Here is a 22,048-nt window from a genome sequence, read left to right as displayed (position 1 = left end):
GTGTGGGGCGTGGGACCCGGCGCGGGTCACAGGCCGGTGGCGGAGGTGAGCGCCCCGTGCAGGAACACCAAGGGGTCCTGCGGAGCGCGCACGCCGGTGGCCAGTACGGTGCCGATCACCATGAGGTGGTCGCCGACGGTGAACGAGTCGGCGAGTTCGCACTCCATCCAGCCGGGCCCGTCGAAGAGCAGGGCCCCGGTGTGCGGTCCCGGCACGGCCGGCAGGTCGGCCAGGGCCTCCGTCCGGCTCTCGCGGGAACCGGCGAGGCGGCGCGCGGTCTCGGCGCCGTCCGCGGCCAGGATCGACACGCCCCACCGCCCGGAGGCGAGGAGGTCGGCGAGGAAGGCCGAGCCGTGGCGCAGGGAGAGCGACACGAGCGGGGGGTCGAAGGAGACGGGGACGAGCGAGTTGACCGTGATGGCGTCGTGGCGACGTCCGTCCGGGCCGCCCGGGGTCCCGGTCCAGGTGCTCACCACCCCGACGCCGGTGGCGAAGTGCCGCATCACCGTGCGCAGATCGAGTTCCACGGTGTTCCTCCTTCGTTCGCTGACGGCCCTTGGCGACTGCAAGTTATGGGCCGCCGAGGGGCGACTGTGCTGTCCCCGCGCATGCGCTCTGTCGCGTTCGCGAATGCCCGAAGTGCGCTGATGCGGTACTTGCCGTGCGCGGTCGGCCGAGAACCGGGCACCCGGTTGCGGTCACACTGCGAGCGTCGCGAAGAAGGAGCGGCCGGACCGGTGCTGCGCCGGGGCGGGCGCTCCCGCGCACCGACGAACCGGCGATGAGGGGGAACAGTGATTCGCACTGCGGCAGTGGTGGGAACCGGGCTGATCGGCACGTCCATGGGACTCGCGCTGACCCGCCGCGGCGTCCACGTCCACCTGCTCGACGCCGACGAGTCGGCGGCGCGGGTGGCCGCTGCGCGCGGCGCCGGCGTCTTCGGGCCGCCTCCGGAGCCGGTCGACCTGGCCGTCGTCGCCGTACCGCCGACACGGGTGGCGCAGGTGCTCGCGGAGCAGCAGCGACGAGGCCTCGCGCACGCCTACACCGATGTGGCGAGCGTGAAGTCGGCGACGGCGCTGGCCGTCTCGCACACGGGGGTGCACCGTCCGAGCTATGTGGGCGGCCACCCCATGGCGGGGAGCGAGCGGTCCGGGCCGCTGGCCGCCCGTGCCGGGCTCTTCGAGGGGCGCACCTGGGTCCTGACCCCCGGCCCCGAGACCTCGTCGGGCACGCTCAACCGGGTGCTGTCCGCCGTCGCGCTGTGCGGTGCCGTGCCCCTGGTGATGGAGCCGGGCGTGCACGACCGGGCGGTGGCCCTCGTCTCCCACGCGCCGCACCTCGTGGCGACCCTGATGGCGGCGCGCCTCGGCGGGGCGTCCCGCGAGGCGCTCGCCCTGGCCGGGCAGGGGGTGCGGGACGTGATCCGGGTCGCCGGGGGCTCTCCGGTGCTGTGGACGGACATCGTCCGGTCCAACGGGCCGGCCATCGCGGAGATCCTCGGCGACCTGCGCAAGGACCTGGAGGCGCTGACGCGCGCGCTGAACGCCCTTGAGGTGTCGGGGCCGGAGTCGGAGGAGGCCCTGGCCTCGCTCGTGGACCTCCTGGAGCGGGGCCGGGAGGGCTGGGAGGCGGTGTACGAGCCGGGCGGGCGGGTCGCGGTGGAGCGGGTGACGCTGACGGTCCCGCTCGACGGCGGGCCGGGCGAGGTGGACCGGCTGATCGACGCGGCGGAGGGCTCGGGCATCGACGCGGACGGCATCCGGCTGAGCTGGTCCGACGCGGACACGGAGCTGTCGGCGCTGCTCGCCGCCCCCGCGCCCACGGCCGAGGCGGTCCGCCGCCGACTCGCCGACGACGGCTGGCGGGTCACGGTGGCGGCGGGTCCCTGAGAGGTCGAGGGAGGGGTGACGACGCCGGGCCGGCTCATCGGCCCGGCGTCGTCACGTCTGCAGCCGTCGCGTCAGTCCGTCGTCGCGTCGGCGGGCAACCCGTAGGCGTCGGCCATGAGTTCGTAGGACCGCACGCGGAAGTCGGGGCCGTGCGAGTTCATGGCGAGCATGAGCTCGTCCGCCTCGGTCCGCTTCTGGAGCTCGTCGAGCCCGGCCCTGACCTCGTCGGCCGTGCCGTAGAGGGCGTTGTCGAGCCAGGTGCCGAGGACCGCGCGCTCCTGCTCGGTGAAGACGTGCCGCTCGGCCTCCTCGGGCGTCGGGACCAGTCCCGGCCGGCCGCTGCGGAGCCGTACCGTGGCGAGCGCCCCGGTGAGGGCCTGCCGCCGTGCCTCCTGGGCGTCGTCCCCGGCGAAGGCGAAGACGCCGAGCACGACGTACGGCTCGGCCAGGGTGGCGGAGGGCCGGAAGCTCGACCGGTACAGCTCCAGGGCCGGGAGCGTGTTGCGCGCGGAGAAGTGGTGGGCGAAGGCGAACGGCAGGCCCAGCTGCCCGGCGAGGCGGGCGGAGAAGCCCGAGGAGCCGAGGAGCCACACCTGCGGCTGTCCCACCTCGCCCTGGACGGGCCCGGGCACCGCGTGGATGCGCCGGTAGGGGTGCCCGTCGGGGAAGTCGTCGCGGAGGAAGCGGATGAGCTCGGCCACCTCGGCCGGGAAGTCGTCGCTCTCCCCTCCGCCGGCCCGCCGCAGCGCCGCCGCCGTGGCGCCGTCGGTGCCGGGCGCGCGGCCGAGGCCGAGGTCGATCCGTCCCGGTGCGAGCGCCTCCAGGGTGCCGAACTGCTCGGCGATCACGAGCGGGGCGTGGTTGGGCAGCATGACGCCGCCGGAGCCGAGCCGGAGGGTGCGGGTCTGGGCCGCGAGGTGGGCGAGGATGACGGCCGGACTGCTGCTGGAGATGCCCGGCATGGAGTGGTGTTCGGCCACCCAGTAGCGGAGGAGGCCGCGGGCCTCGGCCAGTCGGGCCAGTCGGGCCGAGGCCTGGAGCGACTCCCGGGCCGTGGTGCCCTCGCCGACGGCCGCGAGGTCGAGTACGGACAGCGGTACGGGGGCGGTTCCCCGCGCGGTGCCACGGATGAATTCGCTGTTGGACGCAGTCATGCCCGCGACAACGGAAGGCGGGTCGGCAACATTCCCAACTCACTTGATAGGGAAGGAATGTTGGCCGAAGACGTACGTGGCGCGGCCGGTCCGCTCGTCTTGCGGAAAAGAAGGTGAATCCTTTCCGGACCTCCGCGGCTCCTATGGGCGTGTACCGGCCGACCGGGCCGGTGGAACCCGGAGGAGACACCCATCGTGGTCACCGCACTCGTCGTCGTCGGAGTCGTGCTCGTGGGCGCGTGCAGCTGGCATCTGACGCGCCGCTACAGGAGCCGGGGCTGACCGGCGCCCGCGCCACGGACCGCCCGCCGCGCATGAGTTATGAGTAGGACATGAACCGACGCTTCACCTGGCCGGACGAGCGGCTGATCAAGGCCGCCCAGGACGGCGACCTCAGCTCGCTCACCACCGTCGTCGTGCAGTCGCAGCCGCACGTGCGCAAGTTCGCCCTGTCGCTCTGCGCCTCGCCGCAGGACGCCGAGGACGCCGCGCAGGAGGCGCTGATCATCCTCTACCGGAAGATCGGCACCCTGCGGGCGACGGGCGCGCTCGCCTCGTGGATGTTCCGGATCGTCCGGAACGAATGCCTGCGGCAGGTACGGCTGCTGGCCACGCGGCGCGACGGGGCGCCGGACGAACCGGAGGCGGGTGAGGGGCCGTCCGCCGAGGAGTCGGTGCTGCACCGGCTGGAGGTGGAGCGGATCGCGGCGGCGGTCGGCGCGCTCCCCCGCGACCAGCGGCAGGTCCTGATCATGCGGGACATCCAGGGCCTGCCCGGCAGGGCCGTCGCCGACGCGCTCGGCCTGAGCGGCGCGGCCATGAAGTCCCGTCTGCACAGGGCGCGTACGACGCTGCGCCGATCCCTGGCGGCGACCGGCCGGACACCCGGTGCCGCCGTCGACCCACCATGGGGAGGAGACCCACGACCGTGAACACCGTGACCCCCGTGCGGCAGGAGCGCTCCGCCGCGCCCGTGCGGGACTTCGCCAGCAGGTCCGTCCCGCGTCATCTGGCGCGCGGTGCCGTCGGGTTCGGGCTGATCGTCGGCTCGATCGCCCTGGTGCCGGTGGCCGGCCCGGCCACCCTGCTCGCGGCCCCGCTGGCCCTGATCGCCTTCCGCGGCTGCCCGACCTGCTGGCTGGTCGGGCTGGCGCAGACCGTCTCGCGGGGCCGCCTGGAGCGGCAGTGCGAGGACGGCGTGTGCACGCTCTCCAAGGCCCACCCGGCGGCGAAGGCCGCGGAGTAGCCGCAGGCCGCGGCGAGGAGGGGATCCGGCGTCGGTCGACGCCGGGTCCCCTCTCGGCCGTGCGGCGGCGTTGTCAGTGGGCGGCGGTAGCTTCGGAGATGTTCGAGAGCGTGTGCGAGAGAGGTGGATTCGTGGGTGTCGAGCGTGCGTTGAAGGTCGTTCTGGTCGATGTCAACGACGAGGTGGTGGCGGCGTGGCGGTCCGCCTTCGCGGACACGCCCCAGGTCGAGATCCGGAAGGGCTCCCTCCTCGACGTGGACGTCGACGCCTGGGTGTCCCCGACCAACGCGCGGGGCCGGATGGACGGTGGTGTCGACGCGCTGGTGAAGCGCCGGCTGGGCGCCGGGATCCAGGTGCGGGTGCAGCGGGCGATCCGCGAGGGGTTCGGCGGGAGTCTGCCGGTGGGCAGCGCGGTGTGCGTCCCGTCGGGGGCGGCGGTGCCGCGGTATCTGATCTCGACGCCGACCATGCGGGAGTCCTCGCAGAACGTCAGCGACACGATGAACGTGGCCCTGGCCTGCGCGGCCGCGTTCCAGGCGGTGCACCTGCAGAACCTGGCGCTGCCCGGCAGCATCCGGTCCGTGGCGCTCGTCGGGATGGGCGCGCGGACGGGGCGGGTGCCGGCGACGGTGTGCGCCAATCTGATGTGGACGGGCTACACCCTGTTCCACGACCACGGGTTCGCGGACTACGACGCCTTGCGGGCCGCGGTGCTGGGGCAGCTCGACGACATCGAGGGTGCGGGACCGTCGCAGCGGGTGCGGATCAACGTTCCGGCCACGGGCGGGGCGACGTCCGCCCCCTCGGAGGAGTCCGCGCCTTCGGAAGGGACCGCGTCCGCGGGGGTCTCCGTGCCCTCCGAGACGTCCGCGCCCAAGGGGGTGTCCGCCGGGGATCCGCTGGGGCTGACCGAGCTGTTCGCCGGGGGCGGTGAGCCGTGGCTGCCGTTGCTGGCTCCGGTGATCGAGGCGCAGCCGGGGGCCGCCGGCTTCATCGGCCCGAAGCGGAGTCCGGAGGTCGTTCCGGTGCGGGAGTTGACCTTCCAGGCGCTGAAGCCGCATCCGCCGCAGAAGTGGAAGGTCGTCGCCTTCGGCCAGAACCCGTATCCGCGGCCGGAGAGCGCGACGGGCATCGCCATGTTCGACAACACCTTCGGCGACTGGAAGGACAGCCAGTTCGGCCGGGTGGTCAGCATGCGCTGCCTGATCAAGGCGGCCGCGATGTGGAAGTACGGCATCGCCAAGAAGACGCCGATCGCCGACCTCCGGGCGCTGCTGAAGAAGGAGGACACGGTCCAGCCGCCGGAGTGGTTCCAGGCGATGCTCACCCAGGGCGTGCTCCTGCTGAACGCCTCCCTCACGGCGAGCGCCGACGGGGCGCTCCCGACCGACCGGCACACGTCGTTCTGGCGGCCCGTGGCCGAGCAGATCGTCGAGGAGATCCTGCGGGCGAAGCAGGACGGCCCGGAGGAGGACCGGGGTGTGGTGTTCGCCTGGTGGGGCGCCCACGCCCGCAGCCTGAAGCGGGTCGTGCAGCGGCTGGAGAAGAAGTACCCGGGGGTCGAGGTCCGGCACCTGGACCACGCGAACCCGGCGGCGCAGGGTGACCTCTTCTGCGAGGGCGACCACTTCGCGCGGGTGAACGACGCCCTGGCGGCGGTGGGTGCCGAGCCGGTCGACTGGCTGCCGAGCAAGGGCTGGGACCAGGCCTCGGGGGGTGCGGACGGGGCGGCCGGCGGTGCCGCCGTCTCGGAGCGGATGGGCGCGTTCATCGCGTCGACGATGGAGCTGCACCAGCTCTATCTGGAGCGGCTCACGAGCGTCAAGGACGAGGGGCTCGTCCTGCCGCCGATCACCGGGGTGTTCGACACGCCGGTGATGGACTTCCGGAAGGCCGTCGAGCCGGTGTCGGAGGTCCTCGCGAACCTGGACCGGCACATCGAGCGGTCGAGCCGGTTCGCGGAGGCCAAGCTCGCCGAGGCGGCGAAGGCGGCGGACGGGCCGGCCGGGGAGGGGCTGTCCGCCGACGCGATCTCGGCGCTGTACCTGTACACGTGCGAGTCGGCCTTCTACCGCGAGATCAACGCCGTCCTGCGCTCCCCGGACCGGGAGCGGCTCGTGCCGTACCTGCCGTACCTGCGTCTGCTGTTCTCGGCGGTGGCGGGGCTGCCGGCGCGGACGGAGCCGCTGTGGCGGGGCGTGGCGCTGGACCTGCGGTCCCAGTACCCGCTGGGGCGGACGGTGACGTGGTGGGGCGTGTCCTCGTGCACGTCCGAGCTGAGTGTGGCCAAGGCGTTCCTCGGCAGCCGTGGCAGGCGGACCCTGTTCGAGGTGACGCCGGCGCGTGCGGTGGGGATCCGGCGGTTCTCCGCGTTCACCGGTGAGGAGGAGTACCTCCTCGCGCCGGGCACGCAGCTGAAGGTGACCGAGGTGAAGGCCGAGCGCGGGGGCCTGTGCACCGTACGGCTGACCGAGCTGGAGGGGCAGGGCCTGGTGTCCTGAGGCGGGGCGCGGCGAGCCGGTCCCCTCGGGCGGAGTAACCGGTCGGCGGGACCGGCGCCGTGCGCCGCCGACTGCGCCGGGGCGCGTCCGTGAGGACCGCCGCAGCGCCGTGTGCGCTCGCCGGATCAAGTGAATCCGGGGGTCTGCGCGTTGGTCTGCCTATTCCATCGGGCACCTTCCGATCAGCGGCACTCACCGTTGAGAGGGACGGTCAATGACGAGCGACGTTACCGGAGTTGAGCTGGAAGGCCTGCTCGGTCAGGCCCTGCGCGCGATGGACGCCGACGCGCGCTGGACGGCCGATTCGGACGAGATGTGGTGCCGTGTCACGCCCCCTGCCAGGGTGCGGCGCGAGCAGGGCTGGAAGCTCCACCTGTCGGCGACGACCGCCTCGGCGGCGGCGGTCCTCGACAAGGCCCTGGAGGTGCTCCTGCGGGAGGGGTCCGCGTTCAAGTTCGCCCGCTCGCTGGAGCAGGTGAGCGCGCTCAACTCCCGGGCCACGCCGAGGGGAAGCTCCGGCAAGTTCCTCACCGTGTACCCGGCGTCCGACGCCGAGGCGGCTCGGCTCGCCCGGGACCTGCACCGGGCCACGGCGGGGCTGTCCGGCCCCCGCATCCTGTCCGACCAGCCCTACGCCCCGCACTCCCTGGTGCACTACCGGTACGGCTCCTTCGTCGGCCGGCGCCGGCTCTCGGACGACGGCCTGCTGGTGTGGTTCATCGAGGACCCCGACGGCAATCCCGTGGAGGACAAGCGCACAGGTCGGTACTCCCCTCCCTCCTGGGCGGTCTCCCCGTTCCCCGCCCCCGTACCGGCGGCGCCACGGCCCGCGCGCACCACCGGGAGCACGGCCGGCGGGAGCGCGACGGGCGGGCCGGTGGTGCTCGGCGGTCACTTCGCGGTACGGGAGGCGATCCGCCACACCAACAAGGGCGGCGTCTACCGGGGCAGCGACGTCCGTACGGGCGACCTGGTGGTGATCAAGGAGGCCCGGCCGCACGTGGAGGCAGACGCCTCCGGCCGTGACGTCCGCGACTGGCTGCGCGCCGAGGCCCGCACCCTGGAGAAGCTCAGGGGCACGGGCCTGGCCCCGGAGCCGCGGGCGCTGTTCGAGCACGGCGGGCACCTGTTCCTGGCCCAGGACGAGGTGCCGGGCGTGACCCTGCGCACCTGGGTGGCCGAGCACTTCCGCGACGCGGGGGCCGAGCGCTACCGCGCCGACGCCCTCGCACAGGTCGCCCGTCTGGTGGACCTGGTCGCGGAAGCGCACGCCCACGGCTGCGTCCTGCGGGACTTCACCCCGGGCAACATCATGGTCCGCCCGGACGGGGAGCTCCGCCTCATCGACCTGGAGCTCGCCGTCCTGGACGTCGGGACCGCGCTGCCGAGCCGGGTCGGCACCCCCGGTTTCAGCGCCCCCGAGCGTCTGGTCGACGCACCCGTCGCTCCGACGGCCGACTACTACAGCCTCGGCGCCACCGTGTGCTTCGTCCTCGCGGGGAAGGTGCCCAACCTGCTGCCCGAGGAGCCCGCCACCACGCCCCCGGAAGAGCGGCTCGCCGCGTGGCTGACCTCCTGCAGTCGGCCGCTCGGGCTGCCGTCCGGCCTGGTCGAGCTGGTCCTCGGGCTGATGAAGGACGACCCGGCCGAGCGGTGGGACCCCGACCGGGCCCGCGAGGCCCTCCGGCGGACGGACCTGGTCCGACCGGTGAGCCCTCGCGTCCCCCGGGCGGCGCGGGCGGACGCGCCCGAGGATCCGGTGTCCGGGATCGTCGGCCACCTCGTCGACTCGATGACCCCGGAGGACGACCGGCGCCTGTGGCCCGTGTCCACCATGGCCGGGGAGAGCGATCCGTGCACCGTGCAGCAGGGTGCGGCCGGAGTCCTGGCGGTGCTGACGCGGTACTGGGAACTCACCGGAGACCCGCGGCTGCCCGGCCCGATCGCCACGGCGGGACGCTGGATCGCGGCCCGCACCGATCCCCTCTCCGCGCCGCGCCCCGGCCTGCACTTCGGGGGCCGCGGCACCGCCTGGGCGCTGTACGAGGCCGGGCGCGCCGTCGGGGACGGCGGGCTCACGGACCACGCGCTGGCCCTGGCGCTGGCGCCGCAGCAGGTGACGCCCCATCACGACATCACCCACGGCACCGCGGGCAGCGGCCTCGCCGCACTCCACCTGTGGCACCGGACGGGTGACCCGCGCTTCGCCGAGCTGGCCGTCGACGCGGCCGACCGGCTGACCGCGGCCGTGCAGCGCGACGCGACGGCGGTGAGCTGGCCGGTCCCCGCGGAGGCCGCATCCGAGGAAGCGGCCTCCTCGGAGGGCGCTCCGCCGGATGCCGCTGCCTCCGAGGCCGACGCCACGGCACCCGCCGCCTCCCCGGAGTCCGGCAAGCGTTACCTCGGCTTCGCCCACGGCCTGGCCGGTATCGCCAGCTTCCTGCTCGCCGTCTCGGCCGTCTCGCGGCGACCGGAGCACCGGGAACTGGCCGAGGCGGCCGGCGAGCACCTGCTGGCCGAGGCCGTACTCGTCGGCGAGGCCGCCCAGTGGCCGGCCCAGGCCTCGGACCTGCCCACGGCCCCGTACTGGTGCCACGGCTCGGCGGGCATCGGGGCCTTCCTCGTACGCCTGTGGCAGGCGACCGGCGACGACCGGTTCGGTGACCTGGCCCGCCGCAGTACGCGGGCCGTCATGGAGCGCGCCTCCCGCGCCGCCCTCACCCAGTGCCACGGGCTGGCGGGCAACGGCGACTTCCTCCTCGACATGGCCGAGGCCACGGGTGATCCCGTCTACCGCGCCATGGCCGAGGACGTGTCCCGCCTGCTCCTCGCCGAACGGACCCACCGGCACGGCCATGTGGTCTTCCCCAACGAGTACGGGGACGTCTCGACCAGCTGGAGCGACGGATCGGCCGGAATCCTGGCCTTCCTCGTACGGCTCCGGCACCACGACTCCCGGCACTGGACGGTCCAGGTACCGGGCTGAGCGGCGGACCGTCCGCCGCTCCCACCACAGGAAGCCCTCAGGGCTCGTCAGTAACAAGAAGGAGCAGATCCGCATGGAGAACAACGACCTCGAACTGCTGGCCCGACTCCACGCCCTTCCCGAGACCGACCCCGTCGGCGTCGACGGAGCCCCGTACGCCGCGACGTGCGAGTGCGTCGGCCTGCTGACCCTCCTCAACACCGTCTGTATCGGCATCAGCTGCGCCTAGACAGCAGGCACCGTCCGGCCGGCGGCTGTCCCGGGCAGCCGCCGGCCGGAGTGACGGCGCGGGCGGGACGCGTGACGCGTCCCGCCCGCTCCCGCGACGAGAGGACCGGACCACCATGCAGCCATCCACGGGCGACGACGGCCCCGCATCCCCCGCGCCGAACGCTCCTCCCGAGCCCGCCCCCGCCGTCAGCACCCGCGGTCTGGTCAAGAGCTACCCGGGCCCCCGGGGCACCACCACCCATGCCGTGCGCGGCCTGGACCTGGACGTGGCCCAGGGCGAGACCTTCGCCTTCCTCGGCCCCAACGGCGCGGGCAAGTCCACCACCATCGCCCTGCTGTGCGCCCTGGCCCGCCCCACCTCCGGTCAGGCGACGGTCGCGGGCGCGGACGTGCTCACCCGGCCCCACCAGGTGCGGCGCCACGTCGGCATGCTGTTCCAGCACAGCACGCTGGACGCGGACCTCACGGCCGAACAGAACCTCCGCATCCACGCGCGGCTCTACGGACTTCCCCGCCGCCAGATCCGCCGGCGTACCGCCGAGGCGCTGGAGACGGCCGGGCTGACCGACCGGCGGCGCGCGCCGGTGCGCACCCTGTCGGGCGGTATGCGGCGACGCCTCGAGATCGCCCGGGCCCTGCTGCACGCGCCCCGGGTGCTCTTCCTCGACGAGCCGACGACCGGGCTCGATCCGCATGCCCGCGCCGAGGTCTGGGAGCATCTGAGCGGGCTGCGCGAGCGGTACGGCAGCACGCTCTTCGTCACCACCCACTATCTGGAGGAGGCGGAGAACTGCGACCGGATCGGCATCATCGACCGCGGGCGTCTGGTGGCGCAGGGAACGCCCCACGCGCTGAAGGCGGCGATCGGGGACGACCGGGTGGTGCTGCGCACGAGCGACGACACGACGGCGCGGAAGGTCGTGTGCGGCATCACGCCGCCGGACCGGGCCGTCACCGTGGACGCCGAAGGGATCGCTCTGCGCGTGCCGGACGGGAGCGCCTGGATTCCCCGCCTCTGCACGGCACTCGAGCACGCGGGCATCGCCGTCCACACCGCCTCCGCGTCCCGGCCCACGCTCGACGACGTCTTCTTCCACCACACCGGGCGCAGCCTCGTCACCGCGGGAGGCGGCCGATGACCACCTCCGCGCTGCGGGCGGAGGACGCGGCCGGCGCCCCGGACACCGCCGCCTCCGCCGGCGCCTCCCCGTCGGGCGGCGGACGGACGGCCCGGCTGCGGCGGGAGCTCCGCGCGATCCACGCCCTCGTCCACCGTGACCTGCTGCGCCTGGCCGGGCAGCGCGTCGGCACCGCGCTGATGCTGCTCCACCCCGTGCTCTACCTCCTGGTCCTCGGGGGCGGACTCGCCGCCCTCATCCCCCGTGCCTCCCTGGGCGTCGACTACCGGACGTACCTCTTCCCCGGCATGCTGATGATGACGGTGCAGACACCGGCCGTCATGGTCGGCATCCGTCTGATCACCGACCGGGAGACCGGCTATCTGCGCGAGCTCCTCATGGCTCCGGTCGGCCGCTCGACGATCCTCCTGGGGAAGTGCGCCGGCGGCACGCTGACCGCCACGGTCCAGGGGGCCGTGCTGCTCGGCCTCGTCGGCGCGGTCGGACTGCCCTACGATCCGCTGCTCCTGGTCTCGCTCCTGGCCGGGATGATCCTGGCCTCGTTCACCATCACCGCGCTCGCGCTCGCACTGGCCGTGACGCTCCGCAGGGCGGAGACGTTCCACACGCTCCTCGGCGTGGTGATGATGCCGCTGCTCTTCCTCTCGGGCGGCTTCTTCCCCCTGAGCGCGCTGCCCGGCTGGGCCGCGGGTCTGGCCGCCGTCAATCCTCTGGCGTACGCGGTGGACCTGCTCCGGCGTTGCGTCGCCCGGTACGTACCGGGCGGGTCCGGCACCTCCGGCATCACCTGGGCCGACTGGCAGCCCCCGCTCCTTCTGGAGGCGGCCCTCCTCCTGGCCGGCGGCGCGGTCGCCCTGCTGTGGGCCGCGCGTCGCTTCAGCCGCCCGGAGTGACCGGCCGCCCCGGGACTCCGACCGCAGTCGTCAGCCGCTGGGTGGGACACGAAGGACCATCGTGTCCGAGCCGCCCTCGCGCCCGGCCCTGACGAATCCCAGGGAGGTGTAGAGGTGCGCGGCGGGGTTGCCGTCCTCGACGCTCAGGCTGAGCCGGGCGACCGGCCGGGGCTGCTCCGCGGCGGCCCGGACGAGGGCCTCCATGAGTGTCCGGCCGTGTCCTCGGCGGCGGTGCGCGGACAGCACCCCGAGGGTCAGCTCGGGGACGTCCGCCGCGACGAATCCGTACCCGGGCCGGTCCTCGGGAAGGTACCGGGCCCAGGCCGCCCCGATCGGGTCGCCGGCGTCGGTCTCGGCCACCACCCCGAAATCGCCGCCATGGGGCCAGCCGTGGACGTAGCGCGCGGCGCGCGGGTCGGCCGCGAGTTCCTCCGCGGTGAACCGATGCTCACCGTTCCAGTTGTACGCCTCCCACAGGATGCGCCGGAGGAAGTCGGCGTCGCGGGCGGTGGCGGGGCGGACGGGCACGGGCGGTCTCCGGGGCGGGAGCGGGGCACGAGCGGTGCGGGACCGGCCGACGGTAGACCGCCGTCGGCAAGGACGGCAACGGAATTGACGCCGCGAGAGGTGGCGGCCCCGAGCGAGGAGAGCGCGGGGCCGGTCGGTTTCGGGTCGGATCCGGCGTCGGCGTCGGCGTCGGCGTCGGCGGACGTCAGCCGCCGTTCAGGGCGTCAGCCGCCGGTCAGGGCCTCGGCGACCGCGCGCGCGAAGGCCTCGGGGTTGTCGAGCATGATGTTGTGGCCGCAGTCGGGGATCGCCCGGACGGTCGCCCCCGAGGCACGCAGGCCCGCCGCGTCCGCCGGTTCGCCGTCGGCCTCCGGGTGGAGGCAGGTGCGGGGGACGGACAGGCCCGCGAGCTGTTCGCGCAGGGTGGGCGTGGTCCCGCGGGCGCGGTGGACCGTGGTGCGGTACAGCGCCTCGCGTCCCGCGAGCCGCATCGTGGACCACCAGAACGGACCGACCCGCTCCGCGGTGCGGTCCCACCCCTCGGCCAGGAACTCCTCCTCGGTGTAGGCGGCGATGCCGCTGCTGCCGGGGGCCGGCTCCGGAGGGGAGGGGTCCAGGACGGAGTCGACCAGGACGAGGTTCGCGACGAGGTGCGGGTGCCGGGCGGCGAGCAGGATCGCCACGGCCCCGCCCAGGCTGTGCGCGACGACCTCGGCGTCCGTCACGCCGGCGGCCTCCAGCGCCGCCGCCACGGCGTCCGCGTGCGCCTCCAGCGTGTAGCCGAAGTCCGTGGGTCGGTCGCTGATGCCGAAGCCGAGCAGGTCGAGCAGCAGGGACCGACGGCCGGCCAGCAGGGGGTGTGCGGCGGCCGCTGCCCAGTAGACCGGCGAGGTGGCGCCGAGTCCGTGCAGATAGAGCCGGGTGGGCTCGGCGCCGGGGATCTCCACCCAGCGGATCAGGTCGCCGTTCGGTGTCACGGGGGCATGGCGCATGGCCGACTCCTTGCTCGTGGACTGACCGAGCGACAATACATCGATGCCGAGGTATAGCGACATCGATATACCTCGGCACCTCGCACCTTCTGTCACCATGGGCCCATGCTCAAGCTCGCGATCCTCGGGTTCCTTCGGGACCGGCCGATGCACGGCTACGAACTGCGCCGGCACCTGACCGCGCTGACCGGCCACGTCCGCCCGCTCAGTGACGGCACCCTCTATCCGGCGATCAAGCGCCTCGAAACCGACGGGCTGCTCGTCCGCGAGACCGAGCCCGGATCGACCGCCGCCCCCCGGCACACCCTGCACCTCACCCCGGCAGGACGGGCCGAACTGCTCGAACGGCTGCGCGCGCCCGAGCAGTTGGACATCAGCGACGAGAACCGCTGGTTCACCGTGCTGGCCTTCCTCCGCCACCTCGACGACACCGCCGGTCAGGCCGCCGTACTCCGAAGGCGCCTCGCGTTCCTCGAGGAACCCGCCAGCTTCTTCCACGACGAGGCCGGGCCGCTCGACGCCGAGCGGATCACCGATCCGTTCCGCAGCGGCATCCTGCTGATCGCCCGGGCGACGTCCCGGGCCGAACTCGCCTGGCTGCGCGAGACGATCGCCGCCCTGGACGGCTCGGGCGGCTCGGACCTCACGGCAACGAGCGCGTGAGCCACACCACTTCGCCGTTCTCCTCCACGGAGTTGTGGTCCCGCTCGAAGTCGAGCTTCTCCAGGACCCGCAGCGACGGCGCGTTCCAGGTGCCGACGGTCGACCAGAGCCGCTTCCGCCCGGTCGCCGCGGCGGCCTCGACGATCGCGGCGGCCGCCTCCGTCGCGTAGCCGCGCCCGTGCGCGTGGCGGAACAGCTCGTACGCGATCTCGGGCTCCTCCAGGGAGGCCCTGCCTATGATCAGCCCGCAGTAGCCGATGAAGTCGCCTTCCTCGCGGCGCTGGATCGGCAGCAGGGCGATCCCCGTCTCCTCCGTCGCGGCGAGCAGCTCCACGATGCCCTCCCGGGTGCGCTCGACCGTGAAGGTCCCCTTGTCGCGCTCGCGGAGGAGTTCGGTGAACTCGGCGGCGTCCGACTCGGCCCACGGCCGCAGGATCAGTCGCTCGGTCTCCAGGTGGTACGTCATCTTCTCGAATGCAGACATGGTCACACTCTGCCTCACGGGTCACGCGCGCCACCTCCGTACCCGCCCGTGCTGCCGTCCCTCGCCTCGTCAGGACCGTCACTCCGGACGCGAGCGCACCCATGGCGGCAGGGCGCATGCCGGGGAACCGAACTATGGTGTCCCCGCACATACGACGCTGACCTGCCACTTCCTACGGTGTGGCGACACCGAATCGTCCCCGCCCTTGCCTGGAAGTGGTGCAGATGGCCGCCTCGACAACCTCCCCGACGCCACCCGGTTCCCTCAGGCGCATCGTCGCCGCCAGCCTCATCGGCACCACCATCGAGTGGTACGACTTCTTCCTCTACGGGTCCGCCGCGGCGCTCGTGTTCAACAAGCTGTTCTTCCCCGAGTCCGATCCGCTCGTCGGGACCCTGCTGTCCTTCCTGACGTACGCCGTCGGGTTCGCCGCCCGGCCGCTCGGGGCGCTGGTGTTCGGGCACTACGGGGACCGGCTCGGGCGGAAGAAGCTGCTCGTGCTGAGCCTCCTCCTGATGGGCGGGGCGACGTTCGCCATCGGGCTGCTGCCCACCCACGCGGCCATCGGCTCCGCCGCCCCGGTGCTGCTGACCGTCCTGCGCCTCGTGCAGGGCTTCGCGCTCGGCGGCGAGTGGGGCGGGGCGGTGCTCCTCGTGTCCGAGCACGGCGACGCGAAGCGGCGCGGGTTCTGGGCCTCGTGGCCGCAGACCGGCGCGCCGGCCGGCCAGCTGCTCGCGACCGGTGTGCTGTCCGCGCTCACCGCGCTGCTCTCGGACGCCGCCTTCGCCTCCTGGGGCTGGCGCATCCCGTTCCTGCTCTCCGGCGTCCTGGTGATCGTCGGGCTCTGGATCCGGCTCTCCGTCGACGAGTCGCCCGTCTTCAAGGCCGCGCTCGCCGCCGCCGCGGAGCGCGAGGCGGTCGCCGGACAGGCCGAGAAGCTCCCGCTGGTCGCGGTCCTGCGTCACCACCGGCGGGACGTGCTCGTCGCGATGGGCGCCCGCATGGCCGAGAACATCTCGTACTACGTGATCACCGCGTTCATCCTCGTGTATGCGACCACCCAGGTCGGTCTCTCCAAGCAGACCGCCCTGAACGCCGTCCTCATCGGCTCCGCCGTCCACTTCGCGGTGATCCCGCTCTGGGGCGCGCTCTCCGACCGGCTCGGCCGCCGCCCCGTGTACCTGATCGGCGCCATCGGCGTCGGCGCCTGGATGTTCCCGTTCTTCACGCTGATCGACCGGGGCACCTTCGGCTCTCTGCTGCTCGCCGTGACCGTCGGCCTGGTCCTCCACGGGGCGATGTACGCACCGCAGGCCGCGTTCTTCTCCGAGATGTTCGCGACCCGCGTGCGCTACTCCGGCGCCTCGATTGGCGCCCAGTTCTCCTCCGTGGCCGCCGGAGCGCCGGCGCCGCTCATCGCGACCGCGCTGCTCGCCGACCACGGGAACTCGACCCCGATCGCGCTGTACGTGATCGCCGCCGCGCTGCTCACCGTCGTCGCCGTCGCCTGTGCCCAGGAGACCCGCGAGCGCGACCTCGGCGAGATCGCCGAACGGACCGCCGACCGGCCCCGGGTCGGCGCCGACGTCTGACGGAGGCCCGAAGTCCCCCGTGCCGCGCCCTCACGGGCGTGGCACGGGGGCGCTTTCCGTGTCAGGTCCCCGGGACCGCCCCGGCGAGCGCGTGCAGGCGCAGGGCCAGCTGGATCTCCAGGGCGCGGGCCGGGGACTGCCAGTCCGGGCCGAGGAGCCGGCCGACCCGCTCCAGGCGCTGGGCCACCGTGTTGACGTGGACGTGCAGTTCCTCCTTGGTGCGGGCGGGGCTCATGCCGCTCGCGAAGTACGCGTCCAGGGTGCGGACGAGGTCGGTGCCCCGGCGGCGGTCGTAGGCGACGACCTGGCCCACGGTCCGCTCGACGAAGCCGTCGATGTCGCGGCTGTCCGCGAGGAGCAGCCCGAGGAAGCCCAGGTCCTCGGCGGCCGCGCCCTGGCCGGTGCGGTGCAGGAGCCGGAGCGCGTCGAGGCAGCGGCGGGCCTCCTCGTACGCGGGTCCGACCTCGTCCGGACGGTCCAGGGGCGCGCCGACGGGGGCGGAGGCGCCGACGGTGACCGGCTCGCGCAGGGTGTCGCCGAGGTGGCGGGCGGTCTGGCGGGCCAGGTCGGCGGCGCTCTCGCCGGGGCCGAGCGGCAGCAGCAGGACCGTGCCGCCGTCGCGGGCGGAGGCGAGCCCGTGCCGGGTGGCGGCGAGGTGCGAGGCGGCGGCTCCGAGGCGCCGCCGGTCGGCGCTCTCCCTGCGGCCGGTGTCGGTGTCGGCCGCGCCGCCCGCCCGGTCGACGCGGGCGGCGAGCACGACGTGGGGCGCGGTGCTGTCGGTGCGCAGCCGGGCGGCGCGCTCGCGCAGCAGGCGGCGGTCGCGGTCGGGGGCGTCGAGGAGGTCGTCGAGGAGTTCGCCGCGCACCCGCTGTTCGGCCTCGCCGGCGGAGCGGCGGGCGAGCAGCAGCAGGGAGGTGACGAGCGCGGCCCGCTCCAGGGTCCGCTGGTCGACGGGGTCGAGCTCGGGGCGGCCGTGGAGGACGAGGGCGCCCAGGGGCTCGCCGCCGGCGGAGACGGCGGCCACCCAGTCGTCGCCCTCGCGGACGGCGTGGCCCTCCGCCCGGCGGGCCGAGCCGGCGTGCGCCTCGGTGAACTCGACGGTGCCGCCGAGGACCTCGGAGACCGCCTCGGCCACGTCGTGGACGCCGCCGCCGTGCAGGACGAGCTCGGAGAGCCGGTCGTGGACCTCGGAGGCCCGCTCGATGACACCGCTGTGCTCGCGGATGATGTCGTTGGCGCGCTCCAGCTCGGCGAGGGCCGAGCGGGTCTCGGCGAGCAGGTTGGCCGTGTCGATGGCGACGGCTGCGTGCGCGGCGAGGGAGCAGAGCAGCGCGACCTGCTCGCGCTCGAAGACCCTGGCCCGGCGGTCGGCGGCGAAGAGGACGCCGATGACCTGGCTGCCGAGGCTGAGCGGGACGCCGAGGATGGCGACGAGGCCCTCGTCCCGTACCGCCGTGTCGATCGTCCGGGTGTGCTGGAAGCGCTCGTCCTGGAAGTAGTCGTCCGTGACGTACGGGCGGGCGGTCTGGGCGACGAGCCCGCCGAGGCCCTCGCCCATGCCGAGCCTCACCTGCTGGAAGCGCGCGGAGACGGAGCCCTCGGTGACCCGCATGTACGTGTCGCCCGCGACCGGGTCGTTGAGGCTCAGGTAGGCAACCTCGGTGCCGAGGAGCGAGCGGGCGCGCTGCACGATGGCGCGCAGCACGGCGTCGAGGTCGCGGAGTCCCGCGAGGTCGTGGGCGGTCTCGATGAGCGCGGACAGCTCCGCCTCGCGGCGGCGGCGCCCCTCCAGCTCGGCCCGAACGCGCAGGGCGAGGACCTTGGCCTCTTCGAGCCCGGCCAGCTCCTGGGGGCCCGCGCCGCTCGCGCGGGCGAGCAGGGCGGGCCGGTCGTAGGCCTCCGTGGCGGCTCCCCGCGCGAGGAGTTCCAGGTAGGAGACGTGTTCGTGGGACATGGACACAGGGATACCTGCCGGACGTGTGGTCGCACCACCCCTGTGGACGACCTTCGCCACCGCGACCGCGGGGGTCGCTCAGTGGGCGGTCCAGCCGCCGTCGAGGGTGAGCGAGGTGCCGGTGACGAAGGAGGCCTGGGGGGTGCAGAGGTAGAGGACGGCCTCGGCGACCTCCTCGGGCTCGATGAGCCGCTTGAGGGCCGAGTCCTGGAGCAGCACCTCCGAGAGGACCCGCTCGCGGGGGATGCCGTGGGCGGCGGCCTGGTCGGCGATCTGGCGCTCGACGAGCGGGGTGCGTACGTAGCCGGGGCTGACGCAGTTGGAGGTGACCCCGTGCGGGGCGCCTTCGAGGGCGGCGGTCTTCGAGAGGCCTTCGAGTCCGTGCTTGGCGGCCACGTAGGCGGACTTGAAGGCGGAGGCGCGGAGGCCGTGGACGGAGGAGAGGTTGACGATCCGCCCCCAGCCCTGGGCGTACATGTGCGGGAGCGCGCCCCGGATGAGACGGAAGGGCGCCTCCAGCATCACGGTGAGCACGGTGTGGAAGACGTCCGGCGGGAAGTCCTGGAGGGGGCGGACGAGCTGGAGTCCGGCGTTGTTGACGAGGATGTCGGCTCCGGCGGCGGCCCGCTCGGCCTCGTCCAGGTCGGTGAGGTCGAGGTGCCGGGCCTCGACGCTCCCGGCGAGGCCGGCGGCCTCGCCCACCAGGCTCTCCAGCCCCTCGGCCGCGCGGTCGACGGCTCTGACCCGGGCCCCTGCGGCGGCGAGGCGCAGTGCGCAGGCCCGCCCGATGCCGCTCGCCGCGCCGGTGACGAGCGCGGTGCGGCCGGTGAGGTCGAGGGCGACGACGGCGGGCTGCGGGGCGGGCGGGGCCGGGTGGGACCCGGGGCCGGGGGTGGTGCCGATCGGGGCGCTCATGCTCGGCACCCTATGAACGGGCCGGTCCCCCACCGATGTGGTCCCCGCCCACAGTTCAGCTGGTCTCTGTGGTGCGGAACCATGTGGGGTCGTCGGCGAGCGCCTTCTCGATCCGGAGGTACGAGAAGCGCTTCATCTCCGGCAGGGCGTCCACCTCGAACCAGCCGACCTCGGTCGACTCGTCGTCGTTGACCCGGGCCTCCCCGCCGACCGCCCGGCAGCGGAAGGCGACGTCCATGTACTGGCAGGTGTCGCCGTTGGGGTAGACGACGGGCTTGCGCAGGGTCTCCACGAGCAGGATCCGCTCGGGCACGCAGCGCACCGCTGTCTCCTCGTACACCTCGCGGACCGCGCAGTCGGCGGGCTGCTCGCCGGGCTCGACGATGCCGCCGATGACCGCCCATATGCCGTTGTCCGCGCGCCGGCCGAGGAGGACCCGGCCCCGGTCGTCGAAGACGACGGCGCTCACCCCCGGCAGGAAAAGGAGCTGGTGTCCGGCGGTCTCGCGCAGCGCACGGATGAAGTCAGGGGTAGCCATGACTCCGACCCTAGATCATCCGCCATCCGGGGCCGGAGCCTCGGATCAGGCGGTTCCGGGCCCCTCGCCCGCGGCGCCCTCGGTCCCCGCGGCCGCGGCCCGCTCGCGCCGGGCCCGCGCGGAGCCGAGCGCCGACCAGAGGAGGCCGGCGGCGGCGAGCGTGACGAGCGCCGCCTCGGGCAGGGTGCCCATGCGGGTCGCCGGGGTGAGCGAGGAGCGCAGCGGCACCTTCTCGACCAGGACGTCGGGGGTGAACATCTTCGTCTGCGCGACGATCTCCCCGTCGGGCCGGATCACCGCGCTGACGCCGCTGGTGACGGGCACGACGACCGACCGGCTGTGCTCGACGGCCCGCACCCGGGACATGGCGAGCTGCTGGTAGGTCATCTCGCTGCGGCCGAAGGTGGCGTTGTTGCTGGGGACGGTGATGAGCTGCGCGCCGTGGGTCACGGTGTCCCGCACGGCCCAGTCGAAGGCCGCCTCGTAGCAGGTGGCGAGGCCGACCTTGGTGCCGGCGAGGTCGAAGACGCCGACCTTCGTGCCGGCGCCGAAGTCGCGGCTGACCCGGTCGACGTTGCTGTTGAAGAGCCGGACGAAGGACCGCATCGGGATGTACTCGCCGAAGGGCTGGACGTGCCGCTTGTCGTACGTGGCCACGGGGCCGCGCTCCGGGTCCCATTCGATGAGCGTGTTGCGGAGCTTGCCGGTCGGCGGGGCGAGGACGGCGCCGATGACGGTGGGCGCCCCGACGGCCCGGACGGCGTCGTCGATGACCTCGGCCGCGTCCGGGTTCGCGTACGGGTCGATGTCCGAGGAGTTCTCCGGCCACAGGACGAAGTCGGGCTGCGGCTCGCGGCCCTCCTTGACGGCCTCGGCGAGCTCGCGGGTGCGGGCGGCGTGGTTGTCGAGGACGGCCCGGCGCTGGGAGTTGAAGTCGAGGCCGAGGCGGGGCACGTTGCCCTGGACGGCGGCGACGGTCGCGGTGCCGTCCTCGGCCGAGTCGTCGACGAGCGGAAGCGCAGCGGCCGCGCCGGTGACCGGCAGGAGCACGGCGAGCGCGGCGGCGGCGAGCGGGCCGCGCGGGACGGTGCCGGTGGCGCGGTACGCGCGGACGCGCCGGTACGCCTCGTACAGACCGAAGCCGCACAGGGCGACCGCGAAGCCGAGCACCGGGGTGCCGCCGACGGCTGCGAGCGGCAGGAAGACGCCGTCCGCCTGGCCGAAGGCGATCTTCCCCCAGGGGAAGCCGCCGAAGGGCACGCGCGCGCGTGCCGCCTCCGCGAGGATCCACACGCCGGCCGCGAAGAAGGGCCACCACGGAAGCCGGGAGACGGCCGCGACGCCGAGTCCGGCGGCGGCCACGAAGAGCGCCTCGATCGCGGCGAGGGCGAGCCAGGGGCCCGGGCCGACCTCCTCGCCGGTCCAGACGAGCAGCGGCAGCATGAAGCCGAGACCCGCCAGGTAGCCGAGGCCGAAGCCGGCGCGGAGGCGACGGCCCCAGAGGGTCCAGCCGAGCAGCGCGAAGGCGGGCAGGGCGAGCCACCACAGGGGGCGCGGCGGGAAGCTCAGGAAGAGCAGGAACCCGGACAGGAGGGCGGTGGCGGGCCGCACGAACCGGCGCAGCGGGGAGCCCTTCGCGGGCGGGCCGTCGGCCCCGGACGCGGGGGCGGGTGCGGGGGTGATGGTGGCGCTCACCTTGCGGAGTCTACGGGGCGTACCTGTCGGCACCGAGGGCGGTACGAGCCGGGTGACCGGGCCTTCTCCGCCCGCTGTCAGGCGGGGCTCAGACGCCCGTCGTGGCGGGCGGGCCGGGCGGGGCCGGGTGGCGGAGGCGGTCGCGGATGACCCGGACCGCGGACTCGGCGTCGTCGACGGTGACCGTGAACGTCCGGCCGTCGCCGAGGCGCAGGACGAGGCCCTCGCCCCGCCGGACGATCACGGCCGTGCCCATCTCGGGGCGCCAGCGGTAGCCCCAGCCGCCCCAGTGGCGCGGAGTGACGCTGGCGACGAAGTCGGCGCCGACGATGTGGGAGAGGGGGATGCGGCGGCGCGGCACCCCGATGTGGCCGCAGCGGACCTCCATGGCGCGGTCGTCGACCTTCACGGCCACATGGACGAAGGCGAGGGTGCCGAAGAGGACGAGGAGTCCGGCCGCGACGCAGCCGATGACGGCCATGAGGAGGGCCGCGATCCCGGAGGTCCACGCCGACTCGACGGCGATCGTGATGCCGAGGGCCATGCAGGCGGCGCCGGCCAGGGCCGCGATCCACTGGACGCGGTTGGTGGCGCGGCCGGTCCAGACGGCGGGTGTCCGCTTGTCGGCGTGCTGGTCCCGGGGGAACTCCCTCATGCCAGGAAGAG

20 protein-coding genes are annotated in these 22,048 nt (G+C 74.0%); 10 read left to right on the top strand and 10 right to left on the bottom strand.

Going from position 1 to position 22,048, the window contains the following annotated elements; all coding sequences use genetic code 11:
- Nucleotides 1-26 precede the first annotated feature (26 nt).
- Nucleotides 27-527: a flavin reductase family protein gene (locus ACF08F_RS28405; protein WP_392301372.1), complete on the bottom strand. Its 501-nt coding sequence runs from the start codon at nucleotides 525-527 to the stop codon at nucleotides 27-29.
- 267 nt (nucleotides 528-794) lie between these two features.
- Here ACF08F_RS28405 and ACF08F_RS28400 point away from each other — a divergent pair, with 267 nt between their 5' ends.
- Nucleotides 795-1,892: a prephenate dehydrogenase gene (locus ACF08F_RS28400; RefSeq protein WP_392301371.1), complete on the top strand. Its 1,098-nt coding sequence runs from the start codon at nucleotides 795-797 to the stop codon at nucleotides 1,890-1,892.
- Nucleotides 1,893-1,963: 71 nt separating this feature from the next.
- Here ACF08F_RS28400 and ACF08F_RS28395 read toward each other — a convergent pair whose 3' ends face one another.
- Nucleotides 1,964-3,046, bottom strand: a complete 1,083-nt coding sequence (locus ACF08F_RS28395; RefSeq protein WP_392301370.1) for an LLM class flavin-dependent oxidoreductase — start codon at nucleotides 3,044-3,046, stop codon at nucleotides 1,964-1,966.
- A 332-nt stretch (nucleotides 3,047-3,378) separates the two neighbouring features.
- On the opposite strand from ACF08F_RS28395, the gene ACF08F_RS28390 reads away from it, so the two are divergent.
- From ACF08F_RS28390 to ACF08F_RS28360, 7 genes are all read left to right on the top strand, one after another.
- Entirely contained in the window at nucleotides 3,379-3,978 is a 600-nt protein-coding gene (locus ACF08F_RS28390) for an RNA polymerase sigma factor (RefSeq protein WP_392301369.1), read from the top strand.
- A complete protein-coding gene (locus tag ACF08F_RS28385) occupies nucleotides 3,954-4,292 on the top strand; it encodes a hypothetical protein (protein ID WP_392301368.1) in 339 nt (112 codons plus the stop codon). Before ACF08F_RS28390 ends, ACF08F_RS28385 begins: the two co-directional genes overlap by 25 nt.
- 131 nt (nucleotides 4,293-4,423) lie before the next feature.
- A complete protein-coding gene (locus ACF08F_RS28380; RefSeq protein ID WP_392301367.1) occupies nucleotides 4,424-6,793 on the top strand; it encodes an ADP-ribosyltransferase domain-containing protein in 2,370 nt (789 codons plus the stop codon).
- Between the two features lie 214 nt (nucleotides 6,794-7,007).
- Nucleotides 7,008-9,779: a class IV lanthionine synthetase LanL gene (gene lanL, locus ACF08F_RS28375; RefSeq protein ID WP_392301366.1), complete on the top strand. Its 2,772-nt coding sequence runs from the start codon at nucleotides 7,008-7,010 to the stop codon at nucleotides 9,777-9,779.
- A gap of 73 nt (nucleotides 9,780-9,852) precedes the next feature.
- Nucleotides 9,853-10,008 (top strand): VenA family class IV lanthipeptide, encoded by a 156-nt coding sequence (locus ACF08F_RS28370; protein ID WP_392301365.1) that lies wholly within the window; start codon nucleotides 9,853-9,855, stop codon nucleotides 10,006-10,008.
- Nucleotides 10,009-10,123: 115 nt separating this feature from the next.
- On the top strand, nucleotides 10,124-11,149 hold the full coding sequence (locus ACF08F_RS28365) for an ATP-binding cassette domain-containing protein (RefSeq protein WP_392301364.1): 1,026 nt from the start codon (nucleotides 10,124-10,126) through the stop codon (nucleotides 11,147-11,149).
- Nucleotides 11,146-12,042, top strand: coding sequence for an ABC transporter permease (locus ACF08F_RS28360; protein ID WP_392301363.1), 897 nt, complete (start codon nucleotides 11,146-11,148; stop codon nucleotides 12,040-12,042). Before ACF08F_RS28365 ends, ACF08F_RS28360 begins: the two co-directional genes overlap by 4 nt.
- 30 nt (nucleotides 12,043-12,072) lie before the next feature.
- Here the strand turns inward: ACF08F_RS28360 and ACF08F_RS28355 are convergent, their stop codons facing one another.
- Nucleotides 12,073-12,570 carry a GNAT family N-acetyltransferase gene (locus tag ACF08F_RS28355; RefSeq protein ID WP_392301362.1) on the bottom strand — a complete coding sequence of 166 codons (498 nt, stop codon included), beginning with the start codon at nucleotides 12,568-12,570 and terminating at the stop codon, nucleotides 12,073-12,075.
- A 203-nt stretch (nucleotides 12,571-12,773) separates the two neighbouring features.
- On the bottom strand, nucleotides 12,774-13,541 hold the full coding sequence (locus ACF08F_RS28350; protein ID WP_392301361.1) for an alpha/beta fold hydrolase: 768 nt from the start codon (nucleotides 13,539-13,541) through the stop codon (nucleotides 12,774-12,776).
- Between the two features lie 105 nt (nucleotides 13,542-13,646).
- On the opposite strand from ACF08F_RS28350, the gene ACF08F_RS28345 reads away from it, so the two are divergent.
- A complete protein-coding gene (locus tag ACF08F_RS28345; RefSeq protein WP_392301360.1) occupies nucleotides 13,647-14,204 on the top strand; it encodes a PadR family transcriptional regulator in 558 nt (185 codons plus the stop codon).
- Here ACF08F_RS28345 and ACF08F_RS28340 read toward each other — a convergent pair.
- Complete coding sequence (locus tag ACF08F_RS28340; RefSeq protein ID WP_392301359.1) at nucleotides 14,185-14,688, bottom strand: GNAT family N-acetyltransferase; 504 nt, start codon at nucleotides 14,686-14,688, stop codon at nucleotides 14,185-14,187. The two genes, ACF08F_RS28345 and ACF08F_RS28340, sit on opposite strands and share 20 nt — an antisense overlap.
- Nucleotides 14,689-14,912: 224 nt before the next feature.
- Between ACF08F_RS28340 and ACF08F_RS28335 the strand changes: the two genes are divergently transcribed.
- A complete protein-coding gene (locus ACF08F_RS28335) occupies nucleotides 14,913-16,280 on the top strand; it encodes an MFS transporter (RefSeq protein WP_392301358.1) in 1,368 nt (455 codons plus the stop codon).
- A gap of 61 nt (nucleotides 16,281-16,341) precedes the next feature.
- Here the strand turns inward: ACF08F_RS28335 and ACF08F_RS28330 are convergent, their stop codons facing one another.
- From ACF08F_RS28330 to ACF08F_RS28310, 5 genes are all read right to left on the bottom strand, one after another.
- Nucleotides 16,342-18,234 carry a helix-turn-helix domain-containing protein gene (locus ACF08F_RS28330; RefSeq protein ID WP_392301357.1) on the bottom strand — a complete coding sequence of 631 codons (1,893 nt, stop codon included), beginning with the start codon at nucleotides 18,232-18,234 and terminating at the stop codon, nucleotides 16,342-16,344.
- 78 nt (nucleotides 18,235-18,312) lie between these two features.
- Entirely contained in the window at nucleotides 18,313-19,149 is an 837-nt protein-coding gene (locus tag ACF08F_RS28325; RefSeq protein WP_392301356.1) for a 3-hydroxybutyrate dehydrogenase, read from the bottom strand.
- A gap of 55 nt (nucleotides 19,150-19,204) precedes the next feature.
- The gene (locus tag ACF08F_RS28320) at nucleotides 19,205-19,687 is read right to left on the bottom strand and encodes an NUDIX domain-containing protein (protein ID WP_392301355.1); all 483 of its coding nucleotides are present in this window, start codon (nucleotides 19,685-19,687) and stop codon (nucleotides 19,205-19,207) included.
- A gap of 45 nt (nucleotides 19,688-19,732) precedes the next feature.
- Entirely contained in the window at nucleotides 19,733-21,382 is a 1,650-nt protein-coding gene (lnt, locus tag ACF08F_RS28315) for an apolipoprotein N-acyltransferase (protein WP_392301354.1), read from the bottom strand.
- An 88-nt stretch (nucleotides 21,383-21,470) separates the two neighbouring features.
- Nucleotides 21,471-22,037: a hypothetical protein gene (locus ACF08F_RS28310; RefSeq protein WP_392301353.1), complete on the bottom strand. Its 567-nt coding sequence runs from the start codon at nucleotides 22,035-22,037 to the stop codon at nucleotides 21,471-21,473.
- Between the last annotated feature and the right edge of the window lie 11 nt (nucleotides 22,038-22,048).

The organism is Streptomyces sp. NPDC015130, from assembly GCF_043080005.1.
Classification (GTDB): Bacteria; Actinomycetota; Actinomycetes; order Streptomycetales; family Streptomycetaceae; genus Streptomyces.
Note: the sequence above shows the minus strand (reverse complement) of the source record. Positions and strands in the feature narration are given on the sequence as shown.